Origin of the sequence: Ruania rhizosphaerae (genome assembly GCF_009805705.1) — a bacterium.
In the GTDB taxonomy this organism is placed as follows: Bacteria; Actinomycetota; Actinomycetes; order Actinomycetales; family Beutenbergiaceae; genus Ruania; species Ruania rhizosphaerae.
In genome coordinates this window covers 54,482-75,232 of record NZ_VSMB01000005.1, presented here as the reverse complement: position 1 = coordinate 75,232, position 20,751 = coordinate 54,482, and the positions used below count along the sequence as shown (strand labels likewise).

19 protein-coding genes are annotated in these 20,751 nt (G+C 69.1%); 7 read left to right on the top strand and 12 right to left on the bottom strand.

Going from position 1 to position 20,751, the window contains the following annotated elements; all coding sequences use genetic code 11:
- Window positions 1–28: 28 nt before the first annotated feature.
- The 4 genes from FV560_RS09165 to FV560_RS20110 are packed head-to-tail and all read right to left on the bottom strand — an operon-like array spanning window position 29 to window position 2,445.
- Window positions 29–511 carry a hypothetical protein gene (locus tag FV560_RS09165; RefSeq protein WP_159621226.1) on the bottom strand — a complete coding sequence of 161 codons (483 nt, stop codon included), beginning with the start codon at window positions 509–511 and terminating at the stop codon, window positions 29–31.
- Window positions 504–1,517: a GTP 3',8-cyclase MoaA gene (gene moaA / locus FV560_RS09160; protein ID WP_159621225.1), complete on the bottom strand. Its 1,014-nt coding sequence runs from the start codon at window positions 1,515–1,517 to the stop codon at window positions 504–506. Before moaA ends, FV560_RS09165 begins: the two co-directional genes overlap by 8 nt.
- On the bottom strand, window positions 1,517–1,963 hold the full coding sequence (locus FV560_RS09155) for a molybdenum cofactor biosynthesis protein MoaE (protein ID WP_235020029.1): 447 nt from the start codon (window positions 1,961–1,963) through the stop codon (window positions 1,517–1,519). Before FV560_RS09155 ends, moaA begins: the two co-directional genes overlap by 1 nt.
- Window positions 1,960–2,445 (bottom strand): MogA/MoaB family molybdenum cofactor biosynthesis protein, encoded by a 486-nt coding sequence (locus FV560_RS20110; protein ID WP_200837591.1) that lies wholly within the window; start codon window positions 2,443–2,445, stop codon window positions 1,960–1,962. Before FV560_RS20110 ends, FV560_RS09155 begins: the two co-directional genes overlap by 4 nt.
- A 154-nt stretch (window positions 2,446–2,599) precedes the next feature.
- Here FV560_RS20110 and FV560_RS09145 point away from each other — a divergent pair, with 154 nt between their 5' ends.
- The 3 genes from FV560_RS09145 to FV560_RS09135 all read left to right on the top strand — a co-directional run bounded on the left by FV560_RS09145 (window position 2,600) and on the right by FV560_RS09135 (window position 4,956).
- Window positions 2,600–3,571: an HD domain-containing protein gene (locus FV560_RS09145; protein ID WP_200837590.1), complete on the top strand. Its 972-nt coding sequence runs from the start codon at window positions 2,600–2,602 to the stop codon at window positions 3,569–3,571.
- 169 nt (window positions 3,572–3,740) lie between these two features.
- The gene (locus FV560_RS09140; protein ID WP_159621222.1) at window positions 3,741–4,031 is read left to right on the top strand and encodes a WXG100 family type VII secretion target; all 291 of its coding nucleotides are present in this window, start codon (window positions 3,741–3,743) and stop codon (window positions 4,029–4,031) included.
- 34 nt (window positions 4,032–4,065) lie between these two features.
- Entirely contained in the window at window positions 4,066–4,956 is an 891-nt protein-coding gene (locus tag FV560_RS09135; protein WP_159621221.1) for a DUF4031 domain-containing protein, read from the top strand.
- Window positions 4,957–5,107: 151 nt separating this feature from the next.
- Here FV560_RS09135 and groL read toward each other — a convergent pair whose 3' ends face one another.
- The 5 genes from groL to FV560_RS09110 all read right to left on the bottom strand — a co-directional run bounded on the left by groL (window position 5,108) and on the right by FV560_RS09110 (window position 13,737).
- Window positions 5,108–6,742: a chaperonin GroEL gene (gene groL / locus FV560_RS09130; protein WP_159621220.1), complete on the bottom strand. Its 1,635-nt coding sequence runs from the start codon at window positions 6,740–6,742 to the stop codon at window positions 5,108–5,110.
- 342 nt (window positions 6,743–7,084) lie between these two features.
- Window positions 7,085–8,560: a phytoene desaturase family protein gene (locus FV560_RS09125; protein ID WP_159621219.1), complete on the bottom strand. Its 1,476-nt coding sequence runs from the start codon at window positions 8,558–8,560 to the stop codon at window positions 7,085–7,087.
- Window positions 8,561–8,595: 35 nt separating this feature from the next.
- Window positions 8,596–9,765 carry an HTTM domain-containing protein gene (locus tag FV560_RS09120; protein WP_159621218.1) on the bottom strand — a complete coding sequence of 390 codons (1,170 nt, stop codon included), beginning with the start codon at window positions 9,763–9,765 and terminating at the stop codon, window positions 8,596–8,598.
- Window positions 9,762–10,610 carry a DUF5819 family protein gene (locus FV560_RS09115; protein WP_235020028.1) on the bottom strand — a complete coding sequence of 283 codons (849 nt, stop codon included), beginning with the start codon at window positions 10,608–10,610 and terminating at the stop codon, window positions 9,762–9,764. Before FV560_RS09115 ends, FV560_RS09120 begins: the two co-directional genes overlap by 4 nt.
- A gap of 121 nt (window positions 10,611–10,731) precedes the next feature.
- On the bottom strand, window positions 10,732–13,737 hold the full coding sequence (locus tag FV560_RS09110) for a choice-of-anchor G family protein (RefSeq protein WP_159621217.1): 3,006 nt from the start codon (window positions 13,735–13,737) through the stop codon (window positions 10,732–10,734).
- 307 nt (window positions 13,738–14,044) lie between these two features.
- Here FV560_RS09110 and FV560_RS09105 point away from each other — a divergent pair, with 307 nt between their 5' ends.
- Window positions 14,045–15,367, top strand: a complete 1,323-nt coding sequence (locus FV560_RS09105; protein WP_159621216.1) for a glycoside hydrolase family 15 protein — start codon at window positions 14,045–14,047, stop codon at window positions 15,365–15,367.
- A gap of 37 nt (window positions 15,368–15,404) precedes the next feature.
- Here the strand turns inward: FV560_RS09105 and FV560_RS09100 are convergent, their stop codons facing one another.
- Window positions 15,405–16,052 carry a LytR C-terminal domain-containing protein gene (locus tag FV560_RS09100; RefSeq protein ID WP_159621215.1) on the bottom strand — a complete coding sequence of 216 codons (648 nt, stop codon included), beginning with the start codon at window positions 16,050–16,052 and terminating at the stop codon, window positions 15,405–15,407.
- 29 nt (window positions 16,053–16,081) lie between these two features.
- Window positions 16,082–16,378: a DUF3263 domain-containing protein gene (locus tag FV560_RS09095; RefSeq protein ID WP_200837589.1), complete on the bottom strand. Its 297-nt coding sequence runs from the start codon at window positions 16,376–16,378 to the stop codon at window positions 16,082–16,084.
- A gap of 162 nt (window positions 16,379–16,540) precedes the next feature.
- On the opposite strand from FV560_RS09095, the gene FV560_RS09090 reads away from it, so the two are divergent.
- The 3 genes from FV560_RS09090 to FV560_RS09080 all read left to right on the top strand — a co-directional run bounded on the left by FV560_RS09090 (window position 16,541) and on the right by FV560_RS09080 (window position 20,227).
- Window positions 16,541–17,236, top strand: a complete 696-nt coding sequence (locus FV560_RS09090; RefSeq protein ID WP_235020027.1) for a uracil-DNA glycosylase — start codon at window positions 16,541–16,543, stop codon at window positions 17,234–17,236.
- 86 nt (window positions 17,237–17,322) lie between these two features.
- Window positions 17,323–18,156: an SGNH/GDSL hydrolase family protein gene (locus FV560_RS09085; RefSeq protein WP_159621212.1), complete on the top strand. Its 834-nt coding sequence runs from the start codon at window positions 17,323–17,325 to the stop codon at window positions 18,154–18,156.
- Window positions 18,157–18,313: 157 nt separating this feature from the next.
- On the top strand, window positions 18,314–20,227 hold the full coding sequence (locus tag FV560_RS09080; protein WP_159621211.1) for an acyl-CoA dehydrogenase family protein: 1,914 nt from the start codon (window positions 18,314–18,316) through the stop codon (window positions 20,225–20,227).
- A gap of 60 nt (window positions 20,228–20,287) precedes the next feature.
- Here the strand turns inward: FV560_RS09080 and FV560_RS09075 are convergent, their stop codons facing one another.
- Entirely contained in the window at window positions 20,288–20,656 is a 369-nt protein-coding gene (locus tag FV560_RS09075; protein WP_159621210.1) for a hypothetical protein, read from the bottom strand.
- Window positions 20,657–20,751 lie beyond the last annotated feature (95 nt).

Sequence of the window (20,751 nt, the reverse complement as noted above, 5' to 3'; positions counted from 1 at the left end):
CGACCGGGTCGCACCGTTCACCCGGCGTTCAGACGCCGTCCGCCTCGGCGAGCCAGTTGCGCAGCATCGCAGCCTTCTCCCGGCGCCCCATCAGCCGGTACGCGAGTACCCAGTCGCGCGGATCGGAGAGCCACAGGCCGTGCCATCGGCGGAACGGACGCACCGGGATCGGCACAACCTGCCCGCCGTCGACGATCGCGAAATCCACCATGATGTCGATCTCCCGGCCCGTTCCTGGGTCGGTCAGCTCGAACAGCGCACGGGTGGCGAACCTGGTGCTGTCACCGGCGACTTCCTGGGCAGAGAGGCCCAGCCCCTCGGCCACACCACGTACGAGGTCCGGGGCGACGTCGGTGAGGAGGTCCCAGTCGTTGACCGCCACGTCGAGGCCGAGAGCGCGCAACAGACCAGATCCGCCGAGCGCCACGGTGCCATGGGCGACGAGTGCGTCATGGAGCTGCGGGAGAACGCCCAACTCCGGCGGCACCTGCGGTGCGGGAGTCTCAGCCACCGATCGCACTCATCGGCCGGTCCGGCTGCAGGAAGCCGGGATCGTCGATCCCGTGGCCCGGCAGCTTGCCGGCGATGCACCGGTGCATGAGTGCGGCCACATCATCGTCACTCCCGCCGGAGCGCAACACCGTCAGCAAGTCCGACTCTTCCCGTGCGAACAGACAGTTGCGCAACTGTCCGTCAGCGGTGATCCGGACCCGGTCGCACGCTCCGCAGAACGGTTTCGTCACCGACCGGATGACGCCCACAGTGGTGGGGCCGCCGTCGACGAGGAACCGTTCCGCAGGCGCCGCCCCACGCCCGGGAAGCGGAGTGAGTTCGAACGCCTGCTCCAGCTGCGCCAGGATCTCCTCCCCGCGCACCATCGCCACCCGGGACCAGATGTGCCCGGCATCCAGGGGCATCTGCTCGATGAACCGCATCTCGCACCCGGCGCGGGCAGCGAAGCGCACCAGTTCCACGAGCTCATCGTCGTTCACGTCCCTCATCGCGACGGCGTTGATCTTCACAGGGTTCAGCCCGGCCGCCAGCGCCGCATCGATCCCGGCGAGCACATCCTCGAGCCGATCGCGGTGGGTGAGTTCGTGGAAGCGTTCCTCGTTCAAGGTGTCGAGGCTGATGTTGACCCGCGCCAGGCCGGCATCGGCGAGATCGGCGGCCACCCGCGGCAGCGCCATCCCGTTCGTGGTCATCGAGACCTCGAGTTTCCCGGTGGCCCCCTCGATCGCCGCCATCCGGCGCACCACGTCCACCGCGTCCTGCCGCAGCAGCGGTTCCCCGCCAGTCAGCCGGACCTCCACGATGCCCAACGCTGCCGCCACCTCGGCGACACGTACGAGCTCATCGGTGGTGAGGATGTTGTTCTTGCTCAGCCACGGCACGCCCTCAGGCGGCATGCAGTAGGCGCAGCGCAGATTGCACTTGTCCGTCAGAGAGATGCGCAGATCCCGGTGCACCCGGCCGAAGGAGTCGACCAGGGGCCGGGCGAGGTGTTCGGATACCATCAGAGCGCACCCACCCACGTGTGCGATCCGTCCGCCAGCACCTGCTTCTTCCAGATCGGCAGCTCGGCCTTGACGGTCTCCACCAGGTCCCGGCAGGCATCGAACGCCGCCGCCCGGTGGGCTGACGCCACACACGCCACGATCGCTGCGTCCCCCACGCCCAGTTCACCGGTGCGATGGCTGACGGCGACGCGCACCTGCCCGTACCGGCCGGCCACGTCCGCGGCGATCCGCTCCAGCGTCTCCTGCGCATCCGGATGCGCCACATACTCCAGCAGCACGACGCGTCCGGCGGCATCCGGGCTGTGGTCACGCACCGTCCCGACGAAGCACGCCATCGCACCGTCCGCGGGCCCGGTCACGGCGTCCTGGTGGGCGCCCACGTCCAACGGTTGTGCGGAGATCGTCGCGCGGACCACCGGTGCCAGATTCGATGGGGAACTCACGCGTGATCACCCCCGTCCAGCTGATCGAGCAGGTGCTGGATCAGGGGCAAGATCACGCGCACGGCTGCGGTGGCGCCCCCGACCGAACCGGGTGCGTTCACGACCAGGGCCTGCCCAGCCACCCCCGCGAGCCCACGGCTGAGGACTGCGGTGGGGACGTCGTCGGCGTCCTGCCTGCGGATCTGCTCGGCCACCCCGGGAAGCTGCCGTTCCAGCACACGAGCGGTGCCCTCCGGCGTCAGATCTCGGGGTGAGACCCCGGTGCCGCCTGTGGTCAGCACCACCCGGGTTCCCTGGGCCAGCGCGGAGCGGATGGCGTTCTCGACCGTGTCCTCCCCGTCCGGGATCAGCAGCACAGGTGCAACGGCGTAGCCCGCCTCGGCGAGCATCGCGGCAGCCGCGGGCCCCGACCGGTCCGCCCGCTCACCGCGGGCGCAACGGTCCGAGACCGTGATCACGGCGGCCGGAACAGCTGCTGACATGGTCCCAGCGTAGTCGCGGGTGGGCCTGCTCCCCGCTGGCGCAGATGACATGGCGGTAACAGTTGGCGCCGGGCCCCCGCTCGTCGGTCCGAGAAATGGCTGTGCGGGTCTACGATGACGTGAACCTGTTCTCCGAACGAGGAACGTGAGCGTGATGGGCGTCGTTGACGCACCGGGATGGGTACTTGCGGCATGGCGCCGGAGCCTGGAGGCCGTGGGTGCCACGGCCGACCGCGAGGCGATCGAATCCTGCGGTGAGCGGCTGATCGAGCGTTGGTCCGATCCCAGCCGGATCCACCACAACCTCAAGCGGCTCATCGGGGTGCTGGCCCGGGTGGACGAGCTCGGTCCCGAGACCCACAACCCGGACGTGGTGCGGATCGCGGCCTGGTTCCACGGTGCCGCCTTCGACGCGGCCGCCCGCCAGGCCTACGCGCACCGCGGCGGTGTGGACGAGATCGCCTCGGCCGACCTGGCCCGCGCGGAGCTGACCGAGTTGGGCGTGCCGAGTGACGTGGTCGACAGGGTCTCGGAGCTGATCATCGCCATCTCGCGGCACTCCGCACCGAAGGGTGATATCGACGCCCAGGCGCTCTGCGATGCCGACCTGGGCGGGCTGGCCGCCGAACCGCAGCGCTACCAGGCCTACCGCCGTGAGGTGCGCGAGGAGTACCGCCACATCCCGGACCGGGACTACCTGGAGGCCCGGCTGGCGATCGTGACCAAGTTGCTCGGCCGGAACAATCTGTTCGCCAGCCCACTGGCCCAGTCGTGGGAGGACGCCGCGCGCGAGAACCTCACCGCCGAGCACGACCGGCTGACCGCTGCACTCGCCGAGATCCCGGCCGCCGGTAGTGCCGATGCCGAGGCGACACTGGCCGAGGAGGAGCGGCCGGATCTCGAGGACCACGACCGCCCGGCCCCTGCTCATGCGGACCCCGAACAGGAGTCCGAGTCCGAACAGAGGTCTGAGGCCGAGGAAGAATCCGACGCAGAACGGACGGCATCACGTGCCGGTCAGGGCGAGCAGGTGGAGGACCGCTCGGACGCGGGGACCGTACCGTCGCTCAGCCGCCCCCCGAAGATGCCGGCTATCAAGTACGGGCGGCGCGCTTCCCGCCAGTGAGGTGGGAAGCATCGGTGCAGGTGCTCATTCTGCCGTGGGTGCCGATTCATGCGTGTCGATGCACATGCATCCACAACCCCCACGACGGCGCACCTCACCTGTGCGCCCGTCTTCCTAGCCTCCTGGTACCGGGCGCGCACAGGGCCGCCCGGAAGACGAGGAGGACGAGATGGCACAGTTCCAGGTGGACAGCGCGGAAGTGGCGCGGGCGGGTGCGAGTGCCCGGGTGTCGGCGGCGGCGATCCGGACCGAAGTAACGAACATGATGCGGCACCTCACGTCGCTGCAGAGCTCGTGGCACGGCAGCGCCGCGGCCTCGTTCTCGGCGCTCATCACTGACTGGCGTGCCACGCAGCAGCAGGTGGAAGCATCGTTGGAGCAGATCTCGCTGGCGCTGGACACCGGCGCCCGTGAGTACGAGGCTGCCGAGACAGCGAACACCAGACTCTTCGCCCGCTGAGCGGGTCGGCTCGCCCCGGATCTACGCTGAGGAGGTGGCCATCCTCATCGACCCGCCGCTGTGGCCGGCGCACGGCACCTGGTTCTCGCACCTGGTCTCGGACGTCTCGCTCGCCGAGTTGCACGCGTTCGCCGCAGCGGCCGGGGTCAGCACCCGGGCCTTCGATGCCGACCACTACGACGTGCCCGCGCGGATGCACGACGATCTGGTCACGCGCGGCGCAGTGAGCGTTCCGGCCGGCGAACTGATCAGGCGCCTACGGGCGAGCGGGCTGCGGATCCCGGCACGGCAGCGCCCGCACTACCGCCGGGCCGCATTGCTGAACCGCTGGGAGCGGATAGTGCCCGAACTCGCGCCAGGCACAGCCATGACCACGGGGAACGACCTGCTCGACCGGTGGGAGGAGACGCATCGCAGCTATCACACGAGTGCGCACCTGCTCGATGTGCTGGAGGCGCTGGACCTCCTCTGCGCACCCGCGACTGCGCCGCGGCCGGTGTTGCTCGCTGCCTGGTTCCACGACGCCGTCTACCGCGGAGTCGCCGGTGCGGACGAGCGGGCGTCCGCCGAGCTGGCGCAGTCCACGCTCGCCGCGGCCGGTCTGGAGCGCATGGAGATCGACGAGGTGGTGCGTCTGGTGCTGCTCACGCGGGGCCACTCCCCCGGGCCCGGCGATACGAACGGTGCGCTGCTCTGCGATGCCGACCTGGCGGTCCTGGGCCGGGACGAGGCCGGCTACCGCCGCTACCTGCGGCAGGTGCGGGCGGAGTACGCCCACGTCACGGACGCGGACTGGCGGACGGGTCGCTCCGCCGTCGTGAAGCACCTCCTCGCTCAGGAACCGCTCTTCCGCACGACGGTCGGTGCCGCACGGTGGCAGGAGCAGGCGCGCACGAACCTCGAGGCGGAGCTGCGCGGGCTCTGAGCTACCCGGAGTTGCTGGCGGCCGGCGGAGAACGGTGCCGGCAATGCGAAAGCCCCCGGCTCCGCAAGGGAACCGGGGCCTTTCGGCAGGGTGCTGAGCTCAGCGGCTCAAGCGGTGCCGGCTTCTCAGAAGCCTTGCCCGCCCTGGCTTATCAGAAGCCCATACCGCCCATGCCACCCATGTCGTCGCCACCAGCCGGTGCGGCCGGAGCCTTCTCCGGCTTGTCGGCCACGACGGCCTCGGTGGTGAGGAACAGCCCGGCGATGGAGGCCGCGTTCTGCAGAGCGGAACGGGTGACCTTCACCGGGTCGTTGATGCCGGCGGCGAGCAGGTCCTCGTACTCGCCGGTCGCGGCGTTGAGGCCGTGGCCGGTGGGCAGTCCGCGCACCTTCTCCACCACGACGCCGCCCTCGAGACCAGCGTTGACCGCGATCTGCTTGAGCGGGGCGTCCACTGCGATCTGCACGATCGAGGCACCGGTGGCCTCGTCGCCTTCCAGCTCGAGCTTGGCGAAGGCGAGCGCAGCAGCCTGGATGAGCGCGACGCCACCACCGGCGACGATGCCCTCCTCTACGGCAGCCTTGGCGTTGCGCACCGCGTCCTCGATGCGGTGCTTGCGCTCCTTGAGCTCGACCTCCGTGGCGGCACCGGCCTTGATGACCGCGACACCACCGGCGAGCTTGGCGAGGCGCTCCTGGAGCTTCTCGCGGTCGTAGTCGGAGTCGGAGTTCTCGATCTCGGCGCGGATCTGGGCCACGCGTCCGGCGATGGCGTCGGCGTCGCCGGCACCCTCGACGATCGTGGTCTCGTCCTTGGTCACGACGACCTTGCGCGCGGTACCGAGCACCTCGAGGCCGACGTTGTCGAGCTTGAGGCCCACGGTCTCGGAGACGACCTCACCACCGGTCAGGATGGCGATGTCGTTGAGCATGGCCTTGCGGCGGTCGCCGAAGCCCGGGGCCTTGACGGCAACGGACTTGAAGGTGCCGCGGATCTTGTTGAGCACCAGGGTGGCCAAGGCTTCGCCCTCGACATCCTCGGAGATGATCAGCAGCGGCTTGCCGGACTGGATGACCTTCTCCAGCAGCGGCAGGACCTCCTTGACGTTGGAGATCTTGCCCTCGACGAGCAGGACGTAGGCGTCCTCCAGGACGGCCTCCTGGCGGTCCTGGTCGGTGACGAAGTAGGCCGAGAGGTAGCCCTTGTCGAAGCGCATACCTTCGGTCAGCTCGAGCTCGAGACCCAGCGCCTGGGACTCCTCGACCGTGATGACGCCTTCCTTGCCCACCTTGTCGAGGGCCTCGGCGATCAGTTCACCGATCTGCGGGTCACCGGCGGAGATGCCAGCGGTGGCCGCGATCTGCGCCTTGGTGTCGACCTCGGTGGCCGAGGAGAGCAGCTGCTCGGTGACGGCGTCGACAGCCTTCTCGATGCCCCGCTTCAGGGCGATCGGGTTGGCGCCGGCGACGACGTTGCGCAGGCCCTCGCGCACGAGCGCCTGGGCGAGCACGGTAGCGGTGGTGGTGCCGTCGCCCGCGACGTCGTCAGTCTTCTTGGCGACCTCCTTGACGAGCTCTGCACCGATCTTCTCGTAGGGCTCCTCGAGCTCGATCTCCTTGGCGATGGACACACCATCGTTGGTGATCGTGGGAGCGCCCCACTTCTTCTCGAGGACGACATTGCGTCCCCGCGGGCCGAGGGTGACCTTCACGGTGTCGGCGAGGCTGTTGAGGCCACGCTCCATCCCGCGACGGGCCTCCTCGTTGAAGGCAATCTGCTTAGCCATTGGCGGTTCGATCCTCCGGAACTGGCTTTCGGTTTCGGTCGGCGGGACGCCCGCGACGGACGACGTCGATCCGATGCGTTCACGTCACGCACCGGGCCGGCGCCTCATCTCGCTGACCACAGTTGTCACTCTCAGTGCGAGAGTGCTAATGCCATTATTGGCACTCTCGGGCCGAGAGTGCAAGCAGCGGGACGAATCGGCTCACCGGAGGTGGGCCCGCGTGACCGGCGCGACACGGATACGTGGAGTGCGGCACCATGTCGCCGCACTCCACGTATCCGTGTCGGCCCGGTCAGCACGCCCGTCAGACCAGCAAGCAGCAGTCAAGATCGGCAGGAAGTATCAGGGTGCGAGCGAGGGCACCGGGAGCGAGAACCGCTGCGCGAGGGCGCGACGGGCGGCGTGCCATCCGGACATCCCGTGCACCCCGGGTGCGGGCGGAGTGGACTGCGAGCACAGGTACACCCCCGGGATCGAGGTGGCGTACGGATCCCACGCCAGCCGTGGCCGCGCCAGCAGCCCCCAGGTGGAGAGGGCGCCGGCGGCGATGTCCCCGCCCACGTAGTTGGCGTTGTGCTCACTCATCTGGGATGCCGGGGTGCAGCGGGCACTCACGACGACGTCCCTGAAGCCGGGCGCGAAGCGTTCGATCTGCGCCGTCACGGCCTCGGTCACGTCTCCCGGATACCAGGCGGGCACATGGGCGTAGGCCCATCCGGGGCGCAGGCCGCCCACGATCCGGCCAGCATCGGCGATGCTGGGATCAGAGAAGAGCGCCATGGGCCGCTGCGGCATCCGCCCGGCCGCGACCTCAGCCTCGGCGAACGCCATCTCCGCCCGCGTTCCCCCCAGGTGCACCGTGGCGGCGGCACCCACGCGCGGGTCCGCCCACGGCACGGGCTCGGAGAGTACGTAGTCGACCTTGGCGGCGGCGTCGCCGTAGCGGAACCGTTCGAGCGCGCGTCGCACCGCTGGGCGCATCCGATCGCCCCAGATCCGGAGCAGACCGGCGGGTGAAGTGTCGGCAAGGTAGGCGCGCGCGCGTGGCAGCTCCTTCCACGAGCGCACCTCGGCCCCGGTGACCACACGGCCGCCGTGCGCCTCCAGATCGGAGATCAGGGACGCCGTCAGGGCGCCGGATCCACCCACAGGGATGGGCCAGCCGACGGTGTGGGCGTGGGTGGCCAGCATCACGGACGTGCCGGAGGCGGCGGGGCTGGGCAGTGGGGAGATGGCGTGTGCGGCCACCCCGGTCAGCAGCGCTGGGCCGAGATCGGTGCGAAAGCGCATGTTCCAGGCGGGCGTGGCCTGTTCGATCACCCGGAGGCCGGCGCGCACGAGGGCACCGATTCCCTGCGGGTTCAACAGACCACCCGGCAGGTGGCGTCGGTCACCCAGGGCGACCTCGGTGAGCAGGTCCACATTCTCGACCAGCGGGTCGAAGAAGTTGCGCCACGCGGGTCCGTCGGCGCCCAGCTCGGCCGCGGTGCGCTCCAGGGACCGGTAGGCGATCGCTGCCTGGTGGGCGTCGATGGGCTGGGCGTAGGACGTTTCGGGAGCGATCAGCTCGACGCCGCGGGCGGCGAAGTCGAACTGGCGGAATGCCGGGCTGGCCAGGGCCAGAGGGTGCACGGCGGAGCAGATGTCGTGGTGCAGCCCGTCGGCCTGGTCGGACTCCAGCGTGCGGGCTCCCCCACCAGCGACAGGCTGGGCCTCCAGCACCAGCACGTCGAGCCCGGCGCGGGCGAGCGTGACCGCGGCGGTCAGCCCGTTCGGGCCTGATCCGATCACGACGGCGTCCGTGCTGGTGCGCACCATGCCTCCAGTCTGCCTGGTCGTGGGTGAGGGCGGGGTCAGTGCGTCACGGAGGCGCGCGCCCGTGCGGGTTCGTCCGGTGGGTCGGAGTCTGCGCCGTCGGGTTCCTCCGGTGGACTCTCGCCAGTCTCACCGTTCTGGTCACGAGCACTTCGCCAGGCCTCGCTGATCCGGTCGGCCAGCTTCCGCCAGGTGACGTCGCGGATGAAGATCGCGTCGATCGCGATCATCGCCAGGGAGAACCAGGGCAGCCCCATGAGGACGGCGATGCCGATGTGGAAGGAGGTGATGCCGAACAGCGCGATCACCCGGGAGGGTCGCCACAGCAGCGCGAGCGGGAAGATCATCTGGAGGATGATCGAGCTCCAGGAGATGATCGTGACCACGGGCGCCCACGCGGTCAGCAGGTCACTGAGTTCTGGCCAGGACCCGAAACGCACCGTCTGCAGCGGGTTGTAGATGGCGTACCCGTGCTGCCACGGCGCTCCCCCGGCCTTGAAGAGGGCACCGGAGGCGTAGACGAAGCACACGTGGCACGTCACCGCCACGAGCACGAGGTTGTGGCACAGATTGGTCAGCCATGCGGGTACCCACGGCTCACCGTTCCAGGCGCGCCGCAGCCAGGGTCCGGTCTGGGCCTCGGTGTCAGCACGGCGGCGGGCATCCAGCGACCACCGGCCCGCGGTATCGGCGAACAACAGTGCCAGCAGGGTGATGCGGAACATGTTGTCGCCCTGATCGCCCAGGGTGTCGTTCATCTCGATGAACGAGGTCCAGGCGACGAAGAAGATCGGCAGCACGATCTTCATCCGCCAGCCCAAGGTCACGAGGATCGCGAGCCAGGCGAGCGCGATGTAGAGGATGGTGAAGGACCAGTCGTTCAGCGCCACCCGGTGGAAGATGCTGAACAGCGGGATCTGCGGGAAGTCGCTCAGCGGCTGGGCTGCTTCGCCGTTCCAGACCGAGCCGCTACCGAAGGCGTAGTAGCGGGTTCGCCAGTTGGTGGCGAGCAGGCCGAGAGCGGTCAGTCCGAGGAGGATGCGGGTGACGGCGAGGCCGTACCGGGCACGCTTGGCCCCGACGAGCCAGTTCTCGGTCCAGGTCAGAGTGCGGTGTACCAGTGAGGCGACGGCTCTGTAGAGGTCGCCGACGAGTGTGCCGGTCGCACGGGCACTGGTGCGAGCAAATGTGCGGGCGCGCGACGTCATCGGGTGGACTCCTCGACGGCTGGGCGGAAGATCTCCGCGAACCGCTCGCGGGACTGACCGGGGTACTCGATCAGTCCCCGCCATCCGGTGACATAGGGCTGCACAGCAGGGCGTTCGGCATCGGGCTCGTTTCGCTGGCCGTAGGGCACCACGTTCTGGCGGCTGATGACGAACTGCACGAGGGTGACGTCCTCACCCCACATGGCGTAGGCCACCTGCGTGGCATAGGCGTTGGCCAGTTCTTCTGCCTCCATGTACTCGGTCACAGCGCCACCGTTGCCTAGCGAACGCAGCGCTGACTCCAGCCGCGGACGCCAATCATCGCCGTTGTAGTAGCCGAGTGCGACGATCTCTTCCTGCTCCTCGTCGAGGTCGAGGTAGGCGCCACGGAAGGTGCTGGCTACCTGGCTGGCCGTGATCGCTGCCCGCGGAGGAAAGAGGTTGTGGGTGAGCATGTCGAGCTCGGCTGCGGTCGCATCGACCCACTCGGTCTCGATCTCCTCACCGTCTCGGTTGAGCGTGGCACGGACCTGGAGACGGTAGTCGCCGTTGATGGGCTCAGGCGCGAAAACACTCCAGCTCTGCCCGTGCATCGGGATCATGTACCGGTGCAGAAGGTCGCCTGGGATCACCTGGCGCAACCCGGAGGCGGGCGCGATCCAGAGGAACGTGGCGAAGATGTGGAAGGCGGTGAAGAGGACCGCCGCCACCACCACGGCGCGCTTGAGGCGGTTGAGCGGTGTGCGGACCTCACCGTTGCCGGCCGTGTCCGGGCGTTCCTCCGGCCGGTCCGCGTCCTCGCCGGCGGGAGCGTCGGTCTCAGCCGCGGCGTTGTTGCTCGTCATGTCAGTTCGTTCCCCACCGGGCCATCATGCTGCAGAAAACGTCGGCGAACGAGGTTCGGTCCCGGAGCGTCGCCGCGCTCCGGGACCGAACCCCTCACTCTGTGCTCATCCGCGGTGCGGATCAGCTCACGGTCGACCGCCGGTTGCCGGTCAGCAGCAGTCCGGCTCCGAGGCAGAGGAGTGCTGCAGCGATGAGGCCGAACAACTGGTCGAGCTCGGCACCCGTCGAGGGCAACTCCGGCCCACTGGCTTCGGTCACCTCGAAGTCGGTGTCGAGGTTCTCGGCAGGAATCTCACCGGAGACCTCACCGACGAACTCCACGTGGTGGCCGCCGAGCTCGAAGTCGGCATCGATCGGGAAGGACACCGCGATGTCGCCCGACTCGTCGGCGACAGCCGCGATGTCGAACGGGGTGGAGAACACGGTCACGGTGACCGCCTCACCCGGCTCGAACCCGGAGGCGTAGGCCTCCTGCTCGACGCCGGTGCCCCGCACGATGCTCTTGTAGAGCACCGAGGCGCTGAGCTCGCCACCGTCGGCGTCGGAGTCCGCGTCGCTGGCGCTCGTCGCGTCCGCGGTGTCATCCGCGGTCGCGTCAGCAGTGTCGTCTGCCGTGGCGTCCGCGTCCGCTGATGCCGCCGCCGAGGCGTCGGTGGAGGAATCCGCCGTGGCCGCCGCGTCAGCCGCCGAGGCAGCTTCCGAAGTGGCGTCAGACGTCGAGTCCGCCGAGACCGCTGCCGAAGCGTCCGCGTTGGTGTCGGAGGTGTTATCCGCGTTCGCCGCCGCCTCAGCTGCCGCAGCAGCCGAAGCATCCGGGTCCGTGGTCGCATCCGCCGACGCATCCTGCGAGGCGTCCGTGTCCGCTGCAGTCTCAGCCGCAGCAGCCGCGGTCACGTCAGCGGCAGCCGACGTATCCGTCTCGTTGTCCTCGTCCGCCGCAGCCTCAGCCGCGGCCTCAGCCGCCGCGTTGGAATCGTCATCAGCATCCGCCGACGCCGCAGCTGACGCCGAGGCATTGGTGTTTGTGTCCGCATCCGTGGACGAGTCCGGGTCCGTCGAGGAGTCCGGGTCCGTGGACGAGTCCGGGTCCGTCGAGGAGTCCGGGTCCGTGGACGAATCAGCGTCAGCCGATGCCGCGACCGAGGCGTCAGTGGAGGAGTCAGCCGTGGCCGCCGCGTCGGCAGCCGAGGCGGACTCCGAGGTGGCGTCCGACGTGGCGTCCGCAGACATTGCAGCCGACGCATCCGCCGCCGTGTCGGAGGAGTTGTCCGCGTTCGCCGCCGCCTCAGCCGCCGCGGCAGCAGAAGCATCCGGGTCTGTGGTCGCATCCGCCGACGCATCCTGCGAGGCATCGGTGTCAGCAGCAACATCGGCAGCAGCAGCCGCGGTCACATCGGCAGCAGCCGAGGAGTCCGTGGTGTTGTCTGCGTACGCTGCGGCTTCAGCCGCAGCATCGGCCGCTGCATTGTTGTCATCGTCCGCGTTCGCCGATGCGGAAGCCGACGCCGAGGCGTTGGCGTTCGTGTCTGCGTCGCCGCCATCGTCGACAGTCGCCTGCACCGAGGAGGAAGCCAGGTCGATGCCCGTCTCAGCACCAAGGCCAGGCAGGACGTCGATCGCCAGGGCACGGACCGTGAAGGAACCCTCACCCAGGTCACCGCCCGCTGCGTTGATCGGGGCTGCGGTCGGCTGCTCGTTGATCGTGATGGTGAGCAACTGGCTCAGCAGCGGGTCGAGCACGTCGAGCTCGCCGATCACGCTAGACAGGGTGTCCTGCAGGATTCCCACGACACCTAGCACGGGGGCACCGTCGGAGTCGTCCGGGTTCAGTAGACCGTCGAAGGCTCCACCGATCGCACCAAGCACGTCAAGGATCGCCGGCTCGATGAGATCGAACAATCCGTCGGCGTCCAGCGTGACATCCGGGAGGATCGGCAGGTCGATCGTGATGCTCCCCGTGACATCGAGCACGGGGTCGTCTTCCGTCAGCCCGAGGAAGTCCCCGAGCGAGCCAGTGAGTTGGACTCCCACATCACCAGTGAGCGTGCCCGAAAGCACGTCCAGGCTCGGGTCAAGCGTCACATTGAGGTTCGTGCCCAGGATCGCGTCGTCGACGGCTTCGACGATCTCGTCGAGCAGATCGTCGAGGAGGTTCGTCACCCCGATCTGTACCTGGTCGATCTGAGCCGAGGTCAGCACCTGGGTGTTCGGGTCCAGATCGTTGAGACCATCCGGGTGCAACTGCGCCAGGTCAATGCCGATGGTCCCGTCGGCCAGGTTGATCGTCACTGCACCGTCACTGATCGAGTCCGTGAGGATCCCGTCGGTGACACCCGTCAGGTCAACGCTCGCGTTGAGAGTCGGTGAGCCCAGGTCGATCGCGAGAACGCCCGGGAGACCAACGCTTCCGACATCGATAGCGTCCAACAGGCCCTGGACTGCTCCATCCGGCCCGAGGGTGCCGTTCACCGTGTCCTCGGCGGTCCCCACGGTGTTCTGGACAGTCGTGCTCAGATCCCCGACCAGCGGGCTGCTGATGATGACCTGCGCGTCAGCGATCACATATTCGCTCGTGACGTTGTTGCCGTCGGTGACCTCCGCACGGGAGGCGATCGCTCCGAGCTGCAGGCCCACCTGATCGACGATCTCGTCCGTCAGGCCGTCCACACCGACCTGACCGAGCAGCGCGGTCAGGTCAACCGTCGCCGCCTCTGAACCGCCGCCGGCGTCAGCGTTGATCGCGCCGTCGGCGCCGAGCGCACCGGATGCGGCGATCGAAGACTGACCGTCGGGCGACGAAGCGTAGCCGTTGAGGAGTCCCGCCTCAGCACCGGGACCGAGGTCGAGCAGGCCTTCGTTGCTGCCATCGCCGATCAGCGGGATGCTGACACCGCCAACGGTGATGTCAGCGAGGCCCTCCAACACGGACACGTCGAGATCAGCGTCGTTCGGGCCCTCGTCGCTGGTGAAGCCGGACTCGGTCCGGACAGCGTCAACGACGCCGAGTCCCAGCGCTTCCAGGTCGATCAGTTCGGCAAGCGCCTCACTGTCATCGCCCGGCGCAGCAACCGCCGGCGACAGCGTGCCGGAGAGCCCAACGGCTCCCAGGGCAACTGCGGAGACCATGGCGGTCGCACCCGCCAGTGGCCGCTGCCATGCGGTGCGCGCTCGTCTGCGCGCGACATGCTTATTTTTCTGCACGTAACTCCCCCGAGCCTGTGTGTGCGTGGTGCCCGTGACCCCGATCGGGGGCCCGTGGCCATTTGCAGTTGGATGCCGCCCGCGGACAGACGACGACAGCCAGACTCTACGGATGTTCAAGGTGTATGTCACCTCACAGATGTCACAAATCGATAACGTCTCAGATCGTGAGCGTGGCGCGCTGGACGACCGGCACCGGATCCATGTGTGCCTCCGAGATACCCTCGACGCCATGTCCGGACGCCTGCTGCCCGTCGTCTGCGGCACCGTTCTCGTGGCTGCGTTGGTCGCTGTCGGACTGCTCACAACGCCGCAGACCCGCGCCGACAGCATCACCCTCTACCAGGAGGGGATCGCCCTCACTCCAGCGGGAGAGCTGACCACCGTCCCAGCCGGGGAGCACCACGCGTACCTTCCCGGCAGCCGCGTCCTCGCCCCAGACCCGGACGCCGACGAGGACACCGTTGCCGCCGCCGAGCATCTCGCCGAAGAGACCCGCACCTGGCTCGCCGCGGGAAGCCTCCCAGGAGCCGACACCCAGTTCGCCGACCTCGGCCACGACGCCCTACTCGACCTGCACGCACTGCTGCGCGGAGGAGGAGGCGCCATCGCCGGCGCCAGCACGGCCTGGCGCTACGTCTGGCCACGTGACGCCGCCTTCGTCGCCGCGGCACTCAGCGCTACCGGCCACCACCGCGACGCCTTCGAGATCCTCGACTACCTCCAGACCGTCCAGGCCCCCGACGGCTCCTTCCACGCCCGGTACACCGTCACCGAACAGCTCCCTCCGGACGACCGCGGCACCCAGACGGACGGAACCGGCTGGGGACTATGGGCTCTCGCACAGGCGATTGACGCCGTCGAGACCAACCGCGAACGCGACGCGCTGCTGACCCGCTTCGCACCGCTCATCGAGCGTTCGACGGCCTTCCTGCTCGCCCAGGTGAGTGACCGGTCGCCGCTGCCTGCGCCGTCGTCGGACTACTGGGAGCACCGCGAGACCCAGGTGACCCTCGGGACCGCCGCACCCGTACTCGCCGGCCTGGAAGCCGCCGCGCGACTGCACGATCTGCGCGGCGACACCGGCAACGCCGCCCGCAGCACCGCAGCGGCCGCTGCCCTGCGCGAGGCCATCACCGCAGAGTTCGGCACCTTCGGCTACGGCCGCTACCCGGGCCGATCCCTGCAGGACGCCGCTGCTTCCTTCGTACTGCCGCCGTTCGTGGCCGAGCCGCTCCCAGGTGCGGCCACCGCGTGGCGGGCATCCATCGAGACGATGACCCGCCCCGGAGGCGGGTTGGCACCCGGAGCAGCATGGCCGGAGACCCAGTATTCCTGGACCCCGCAGACCGCGCTCTACGCCTGGACCGCAGCCAGCCTCGGCGACCGCACACGTGCCATCGAGATGCTGGACTGGCTCGACAACCATCGCACCAGCACCGGCGCGATCCCTGAGAAGGTCGGGCCCGACGGCGCACCGGCCGCCGTCGCTCCGCTCGCCTGGACCTGCGCACTCATACTGCTGACCCTGGTCACCCTCGAACAGAACCCCTGACGGCGTCCCTCACGTTCTCCTCAGCCGAGACCGTTCGTCAGCCGACGAAGTCCGGACGCAGCACCACATAGATGCCGTTCGGCGCAGCCGCTGCGTCCTCGACCAGATCGGTGATGCCCAGCTCGGCACCGATCGCCTCCGCCTCAGCGGCGATCTCCGCATCGCGGTAGTAGATGGTGGTCGTCGCCGGCTGGCTGTAGGCGTAGTCGTCGGCCACGACGTTCGTCCACCCGGCCGCGGTCAGAACCCCCTGGTTCTCCCCGGCGAGGCCCCCCACACCAGCACCGTTGAGCACCCAGACAGCGGCGCCGAAGTCCAGGTCGGCCGACTCGTCCGTGGTGTCGGTCTCGTCGTCGGTGGGCTCCTCGGTCGCGTCACCATCACCAGCGCCGTCGGCGTCCGTCTCGGACTCGCCCTCCGCAGGCTCCTCGCTGGCTCCTGTCTCACCGCCGGTCTCCGACGAACTCACGCTCGCGGTGGGTTCCGGGTCGCCACCCGAATCCCGGGAGACCGCCTGCACCACCACGAACGCCAGCAGCGGGGCCAGCACCAGCACCACCAGGAACGGCAGCGCCTGCCGCCACCACGGCACCCGCGCACGGTGCACACCCTCGGGTGCGCGATCGGCACCGAGGGTGTCGAACTCGTCCTCGTCGTAGGGGTAGGAGGGGTCCGGGTTGCTCACGACAGGCAGGCTAACCCGTCAGCGGGCAGTCACAGCTCGTGACCGAGACGACGCGCGGAGCGCTCACGCTGACGCACGCTGCGCATCCGCCGCAGGCGCTTGACCAGCATCGGCTCGGCCGCGAGCGCCGCCGGCTCGTCGATGAGGGCGTTCAGCACCTGGTAGTACCGGGTGGCAGACATGTCGAAAAGCTCACGGATCGCGGTCTCCTTGGCGCCGGCGTACTTCCACCACTGCCGCTCGAAGGCGAGGATCTCGGCATCACGTTCACTGAGCCCGGACTCGACCGTACTGCTCGACGTGGGGAGCGGTTGCGCTGCCGCCATCGGTCCTCCTCGTGTGGTCGTCATGCATCGGACGTCTGCAAACTGACGGCCATCCTACGGGCAAACAACACGCGTGTCATTCGCCCTCGCCGCACGTCGGTGTGATAGATGCGTGTCGCCGTGGAAGCCGCTCGAGAGCCTGCGATCTCCTACCCTGGGCGGGTGGAGACGACGCCAGCACCATCGCACCGCCCCCTCGCCGACCTCGTCGACCCGGGATGGGCCACAGCCCTGGCGCCGGTCGAGAGCGACGTTCACGCGATGGGCGACTTCCTGCGAGCCGAGATCGCCGCAGGGCGCGGGTACCTCCCGGCGGGTGAGCATGTGCTGCGGGCGTTCACCCACCCCCTGGAGCGGGTGCGGGTGCTGATCGTGGGTCAGGACCCCTACCCCACCCCCGGGCACGCAATGGGCCTGTCGTTCTCGGTGCAGCCGCACGTGCGCCCGATCCCGCGCTCGTTGCAGAACATCTTCCGCGAGCTCACCGAGGATCTGGGGGTGCCGGCCCCCTCGACCGGCGACCTCACCGCCTGGGCTGATGCCGGGGTACTGCTGCTCAACCGCAGTCTCACCGTGCGACCAGGCGAGCCGGCCTCCCATCGCGGCAAAGGATGGGAGCGCGTGACCGATGCTGCGATCCGGGCCCTGGTCGCGCGCAACCAGCCGCTCGTGGCGATCCTGTGGGGGCGCGATGCCCAGTCGTTGCGCACTCTGCTCGGCCAGACCCCGATCATCGCGACCACGCACCCGAGCCCCCTGTCAGCCTCGCGAGGGTTCTTCGGCTCACGTCCGTTCTCCCGCGCCAACGCACTCCTGACCGAGCAGGGTGGTGCCCCGGTGGACTGGACCCTCCCCTAGGGCGATCACCTCCCAGGGAGGTGACCGGTCGCCGTCGGGACGGCAAAGACCTGGCGCGAGGGCACCGTCCGGGATAGGAAGGACGGGTGAGCACCTCGAGCCCGAGTCCCCCGTGGCGCCGGTACGTCGCGATCGGCGACAGCATGACCGAGGGCCTGTGGGACGAGTACCCCCACCGCCCCGGCGAGCTCGGTGGGTGGGCCGACCGGCTCGCTGCCGCGATCGCCGGACGCCAGGCCCAGCACGGCGCGGAGCCGCTCGAGTACGCCAATCTCGCCGTCCGCGGCCGTCTCCTCGGCCCGATCCTCACCGACCAGCTACCCCGCGCCCTCAGCGCCGAACCCGATCTGATCTCGATCGTGGGCGGCGGGAACGACCTGTTGCGCCCCGGAGCGGACCCGGACCAACTCGCCGTCAGCCTGGACCGTGCCGTCCGCACCGCTCGCCGCACTGGCGCTGAGGTGCTGCTGGCCACCGGTACCGATACCCGCAATGCGGGACTGCTGCGCCGGATCCGGCCCAAGGTCGCGATCTACAACGCGCACATCTGGTCGATCGCGCAGCGGCACGGCGCCACCGTGCTCGACGTCTGGGGACTGCACCCGCTGCAGGACTGGCGCATGTGGGCCGAGGACCGGATCCACCTCAGCAGCCTGGGGCACGCGCGGGTGGCCGACGCCGCGCTGGTCGCGCTGGGATTGGCGCCGGAGCACCCGAACTGGCATGTTCCGCTCCCGCGCCCGCCGGTTCGCCCGGCCACCGAGCGGCTCCGCGCGGACGCAGAGTGGATGGCCCGCGACGTGTACCCGTGGGCGACCCGCAGGCTGCGGGGGCGCTCCTCCGGTGACGCACACCTGCCCAAGCGACCCGAACCTCGTCCGGTGTCCTTCCCCGGCCAGGACGAGCGCTCCGATACCTGACGCGCACGGGTTCGAGCACGCCGAACGCAACCAGGAAACCGGCAACCGAGCCACGGAGAGCGACAGCCGCTGTCAGGGTTCCTACCCGAGCGGATTCCGCCCGCTGGCGGGCGCGAGCCTCGCAGATCAGACTGAGGGAGCATCGGAGGAGGCCCTCATGTCACAACCGGAGGTGACCGCCCGCGAAGCCCGCCGGGTGGCCGAAGAAGCACGCAGCAGTGAATTCACACACGCCTCGTTCGCGCGGGAGCTCTACCTCGGCCGGTTCCGGCCCGAGGTCCTCTGGCCGGAACCGAGCGAGTCGACCCCACCGGCCGACCCACGCGCGGAGGCATTCCTGACAGACCTGCGCCACTATCTCGACGAATACGTCGACGGAGCACGGATCGAGGCCGAGGACCACATCGACGACGAGGTACTGGCCGGGCTCGCCCGGATCGGCGCCTTCGGCATGACCATTCCACGCGAGTACGGCGGAGTAGCGCTCTCGCACGTGGACTACAACCGCGCACTGATTCTCGCCGGGAGCGCGAACCCCAGCCTCGGCGCGCTTCTCTCGGCGCACCAGTCCATCGGGGTCCCCGAGCCCGTCAAGGTGTTCGGCACCCCGGAGCAGAAAGAGACGTACCTGCGGCGCTGCGCCGAGGGCGCGATCTCCGCCTTCCTGCTCACCGAACCCGATGTGGGATCAGACCCGGCGCGGCTGCATGCGAGCGCCACCCGCACTCCCGAGGGGGACTACCTGATCGACGGGGTCAAACTGTGGGCCACGAACGCCGTGCTCGCCGAGGTGTTCGTGGTGATGGCACGGGTGCCGCCCGATCCCGACGGCGGGGGCGGCGGGATCACGGCGTTCATCGTGGAGGCCGACACGCCAGGCATCACGATCGAACGCCGCAATGAGTTCATGGGGCTACGCGGGCTGGAGAACGCGGTGGTGCGCTTCCACCAGGTGCGGGTGCCGGCACGCAACGTGGTCGGCGCCGAGGGCAAGGGCCTCAAGATCGCGCTGACCACACTGAACACCGGGCGACTGTCCATCCCGGCCCTGTGTGTGGCTGGCAGCAAGTGGTCCCTGACCATCGCCAGGCAGTGGGCGCGCGAGCGGGTGCAGTGGGGAGCGCCGATCGGCAAGCATGCGGCCATCGCACATCAGGTCGCCTTCATCGCCGCCACCACCTACGCCCAGGAGGCAGTGGTGCAGATCGCCGCCGAGCTGGCCGACGCCGAGTCGGCCGACATCCGGATCGAAGCGGCCCTGGCCAAGCTGTGGTGCAGCGAGATGGCCTGGCAGGTGGCCGATGCCATGGTGCAGATTCGTGGTGGCCGGGGGTACGAGACGGCCCGTTCGCTGGCCGCGCGTGGGGAACGCGCCGTCCCGGCCGAACAGTTGCTGCGCGATCTGCGGATCAATCGCATCTTCGAGGGTTCGAGCGAGATCATGCACCTGCTGATCGCCCGTGAAGCCGTGGACGAGCACCTCCGGGTGGCGGGCGCGCTCATCGACCCCGATGCCGACTCAGCCGACCGGGCCCGGGCAGCCGCGGACGCCGCGATGTTCTACGGCGGTTGGCTGCCCCGACTGGTTGCCGGACCGGGCGACTTGCCTGCTTCCTTCGCGTCCTACGGCCCGGCCGCACCGGCGTTGCGGTACGTCGAGCGGACCTCCCGCCGACTCGCCCGGAACACGTTCTATGGCATGGTCCGATGGCAGGGCGGCCTGGAGAAGCGGCAGGGATTCCTGGCCCGCGTGGTGGACGTCGGGGCCGAGTTGTTCGCCCAGACCGCCGTGCAGGCGCACGCCGCCCGCACCCCGGAGATCGGTAGCCGGCAGCGGCTGGCCGATGCATTCTGCCGCCAGTCCCGGGTGCGGGTGGAGCGCCTCTTCCGCGAGTTGTGGCGCAACAGTGACGATGGTGACGAGGCAGTGGCCGCACAGGTGCTGGCCGGAGACTTCAGCTGGGCTGAGGACGGTGTGATCGACCCCTCGGCGGGCACCGGCCCGTGGATCGCCACCGCCACCGAAGGCCCGTCCACTGCCGAAAACCTGGCCCGGCGCTATCGGCGGTGACTGTGAGTGCGGGTACCCCTGCTGCCTGCCGAGGCACCCGCGCCACACGGCCAGTCCGGATCAGCAGCGGTAGTTGACCGTTTGCGTCAAGCCCCACGATCCGTACATCTTCACCCACTGCGGACCGTAGGCCGTCCGGCCCTGCCCGAGGTAGGCCCGGCACCCTGCGTCGACATGGAATCCATCTGCATCCGCCCACCCGAACTTCGACTGGGTGTTCTGGCCGGGATATAGCCACCCGCGCGGCGAACCGTACGCACACGTGCCATTGCTGGCCCAGTCCCGGCAGACGACGAACGCATGAGTGGACGAGCTCGAGTTCGCGATGACGGCATCATTGAGATCGGCAGCCTGAGCTGGCGCCGGAGCAATAACGCTCACTCCGGCAACAAACGCCAGAATAGCCAGCAACTTGGTGACGAATTTCATGCGGTAACCCATTCTTCTGGAGTGGGCGAAAAATGTCGTGGATCATCACACCATCCCGGCCAACATGCCGATAGAGGTTTCCGAGAGAGTTATCT

Bases quoted from the DNA above. Each gene is read 5' to 3' on its own strand.
- moaA (WP_159621225.1), bottom strand. From the start codon at position 1,517: ATGGTATCCGAACACCTCGCCCGGCCCCTGGTCGACTCCTTCGGCCGG.
- FV560_RS20110 (WP_200837591.1), bottom strand. From the start codon at position 2,445: ATGTCAGCAGCTGTTCCGGCCGCCGTGATCACGGTCTCGGACCGTTGC.
- FV560_RS09145 (WP_200837590.1), top strand. From the start codon at position 2,600: ATGGGCGTCGTTGACGCACCGGGATGGGTACTTGCGGCATGGCGCCGG.
- FV560_RS09140 (WP_159621222.1), top strand. From the start codon at position 3,741: ATGGCACAGTTCCAGGTGGACAGCGCGGAAGTGGCGCGGGCGGGTGCG.
- groL (WP_159621220.1), bottom strand. From the start codon at position 6,742: ATGGCTAAGCAGATTGCCTTCAACGAGGAGGCCCGTCGCGGGATGGAG.
- FV560_RS09125 (WP_159621219.1), bottom strand. From the start codon at position 8,560: ATGGTGCGCACCAGCACGGACGCCGTCGTGATCGGATCAGGCCCGAAC.
- FV560_RS09120 (WP_159621218.1), bottom strand. From the start codon at position 9,765: ATGACGTCGCGCGCCCGCACATTTGCTCGCACCAGTGCCCGTGCGACC.
- FV560_RS09115 (WP_235020028.1), bottom strand. From the start codon at position 10,610: ATGACGAGCAACAACGCCGCGGCTGAGACCGACGCTCCCGCCGGCGAG.
- FV560_RS09110 (WP_159621217.1), bottom strand. From the start codon at position 13,737: ATGGTCTCCGCAGTTGCCCTGGGAGCCGTTGGGCTCTCCGGCACGCTG.
- FV560_RS09105 (WP_159621216.1), top strand. From the start codon at position 14,045: ATGTCCGGACGCCTGCTGCCCGTCGTCTGCGGCACCGTTCTCGTGGCT.
- FV560_RS09095 (WP_200837589.1), bottom strand. From the start codon at position 16,378: ATGGCGGCAGCGCAACCGCTCCCCACGTCGAGCAGTACGGTCGAGTCC.
- FV560_RS09080 (WP_159621211.1), top strand. From the start codon at position 18,314: ATGTCACAACCGGAGGTGACCGCCCGCGAAGCCCGCCGGGTGGCCGAA.
- FV560_RS09075 (WP_159621210.1), bottom strand. From the start codon at position 20,656: ATGAAATTCGTCACCAAGTTGCTGGCTATTCTGGCGTTTGTTGCCGGA.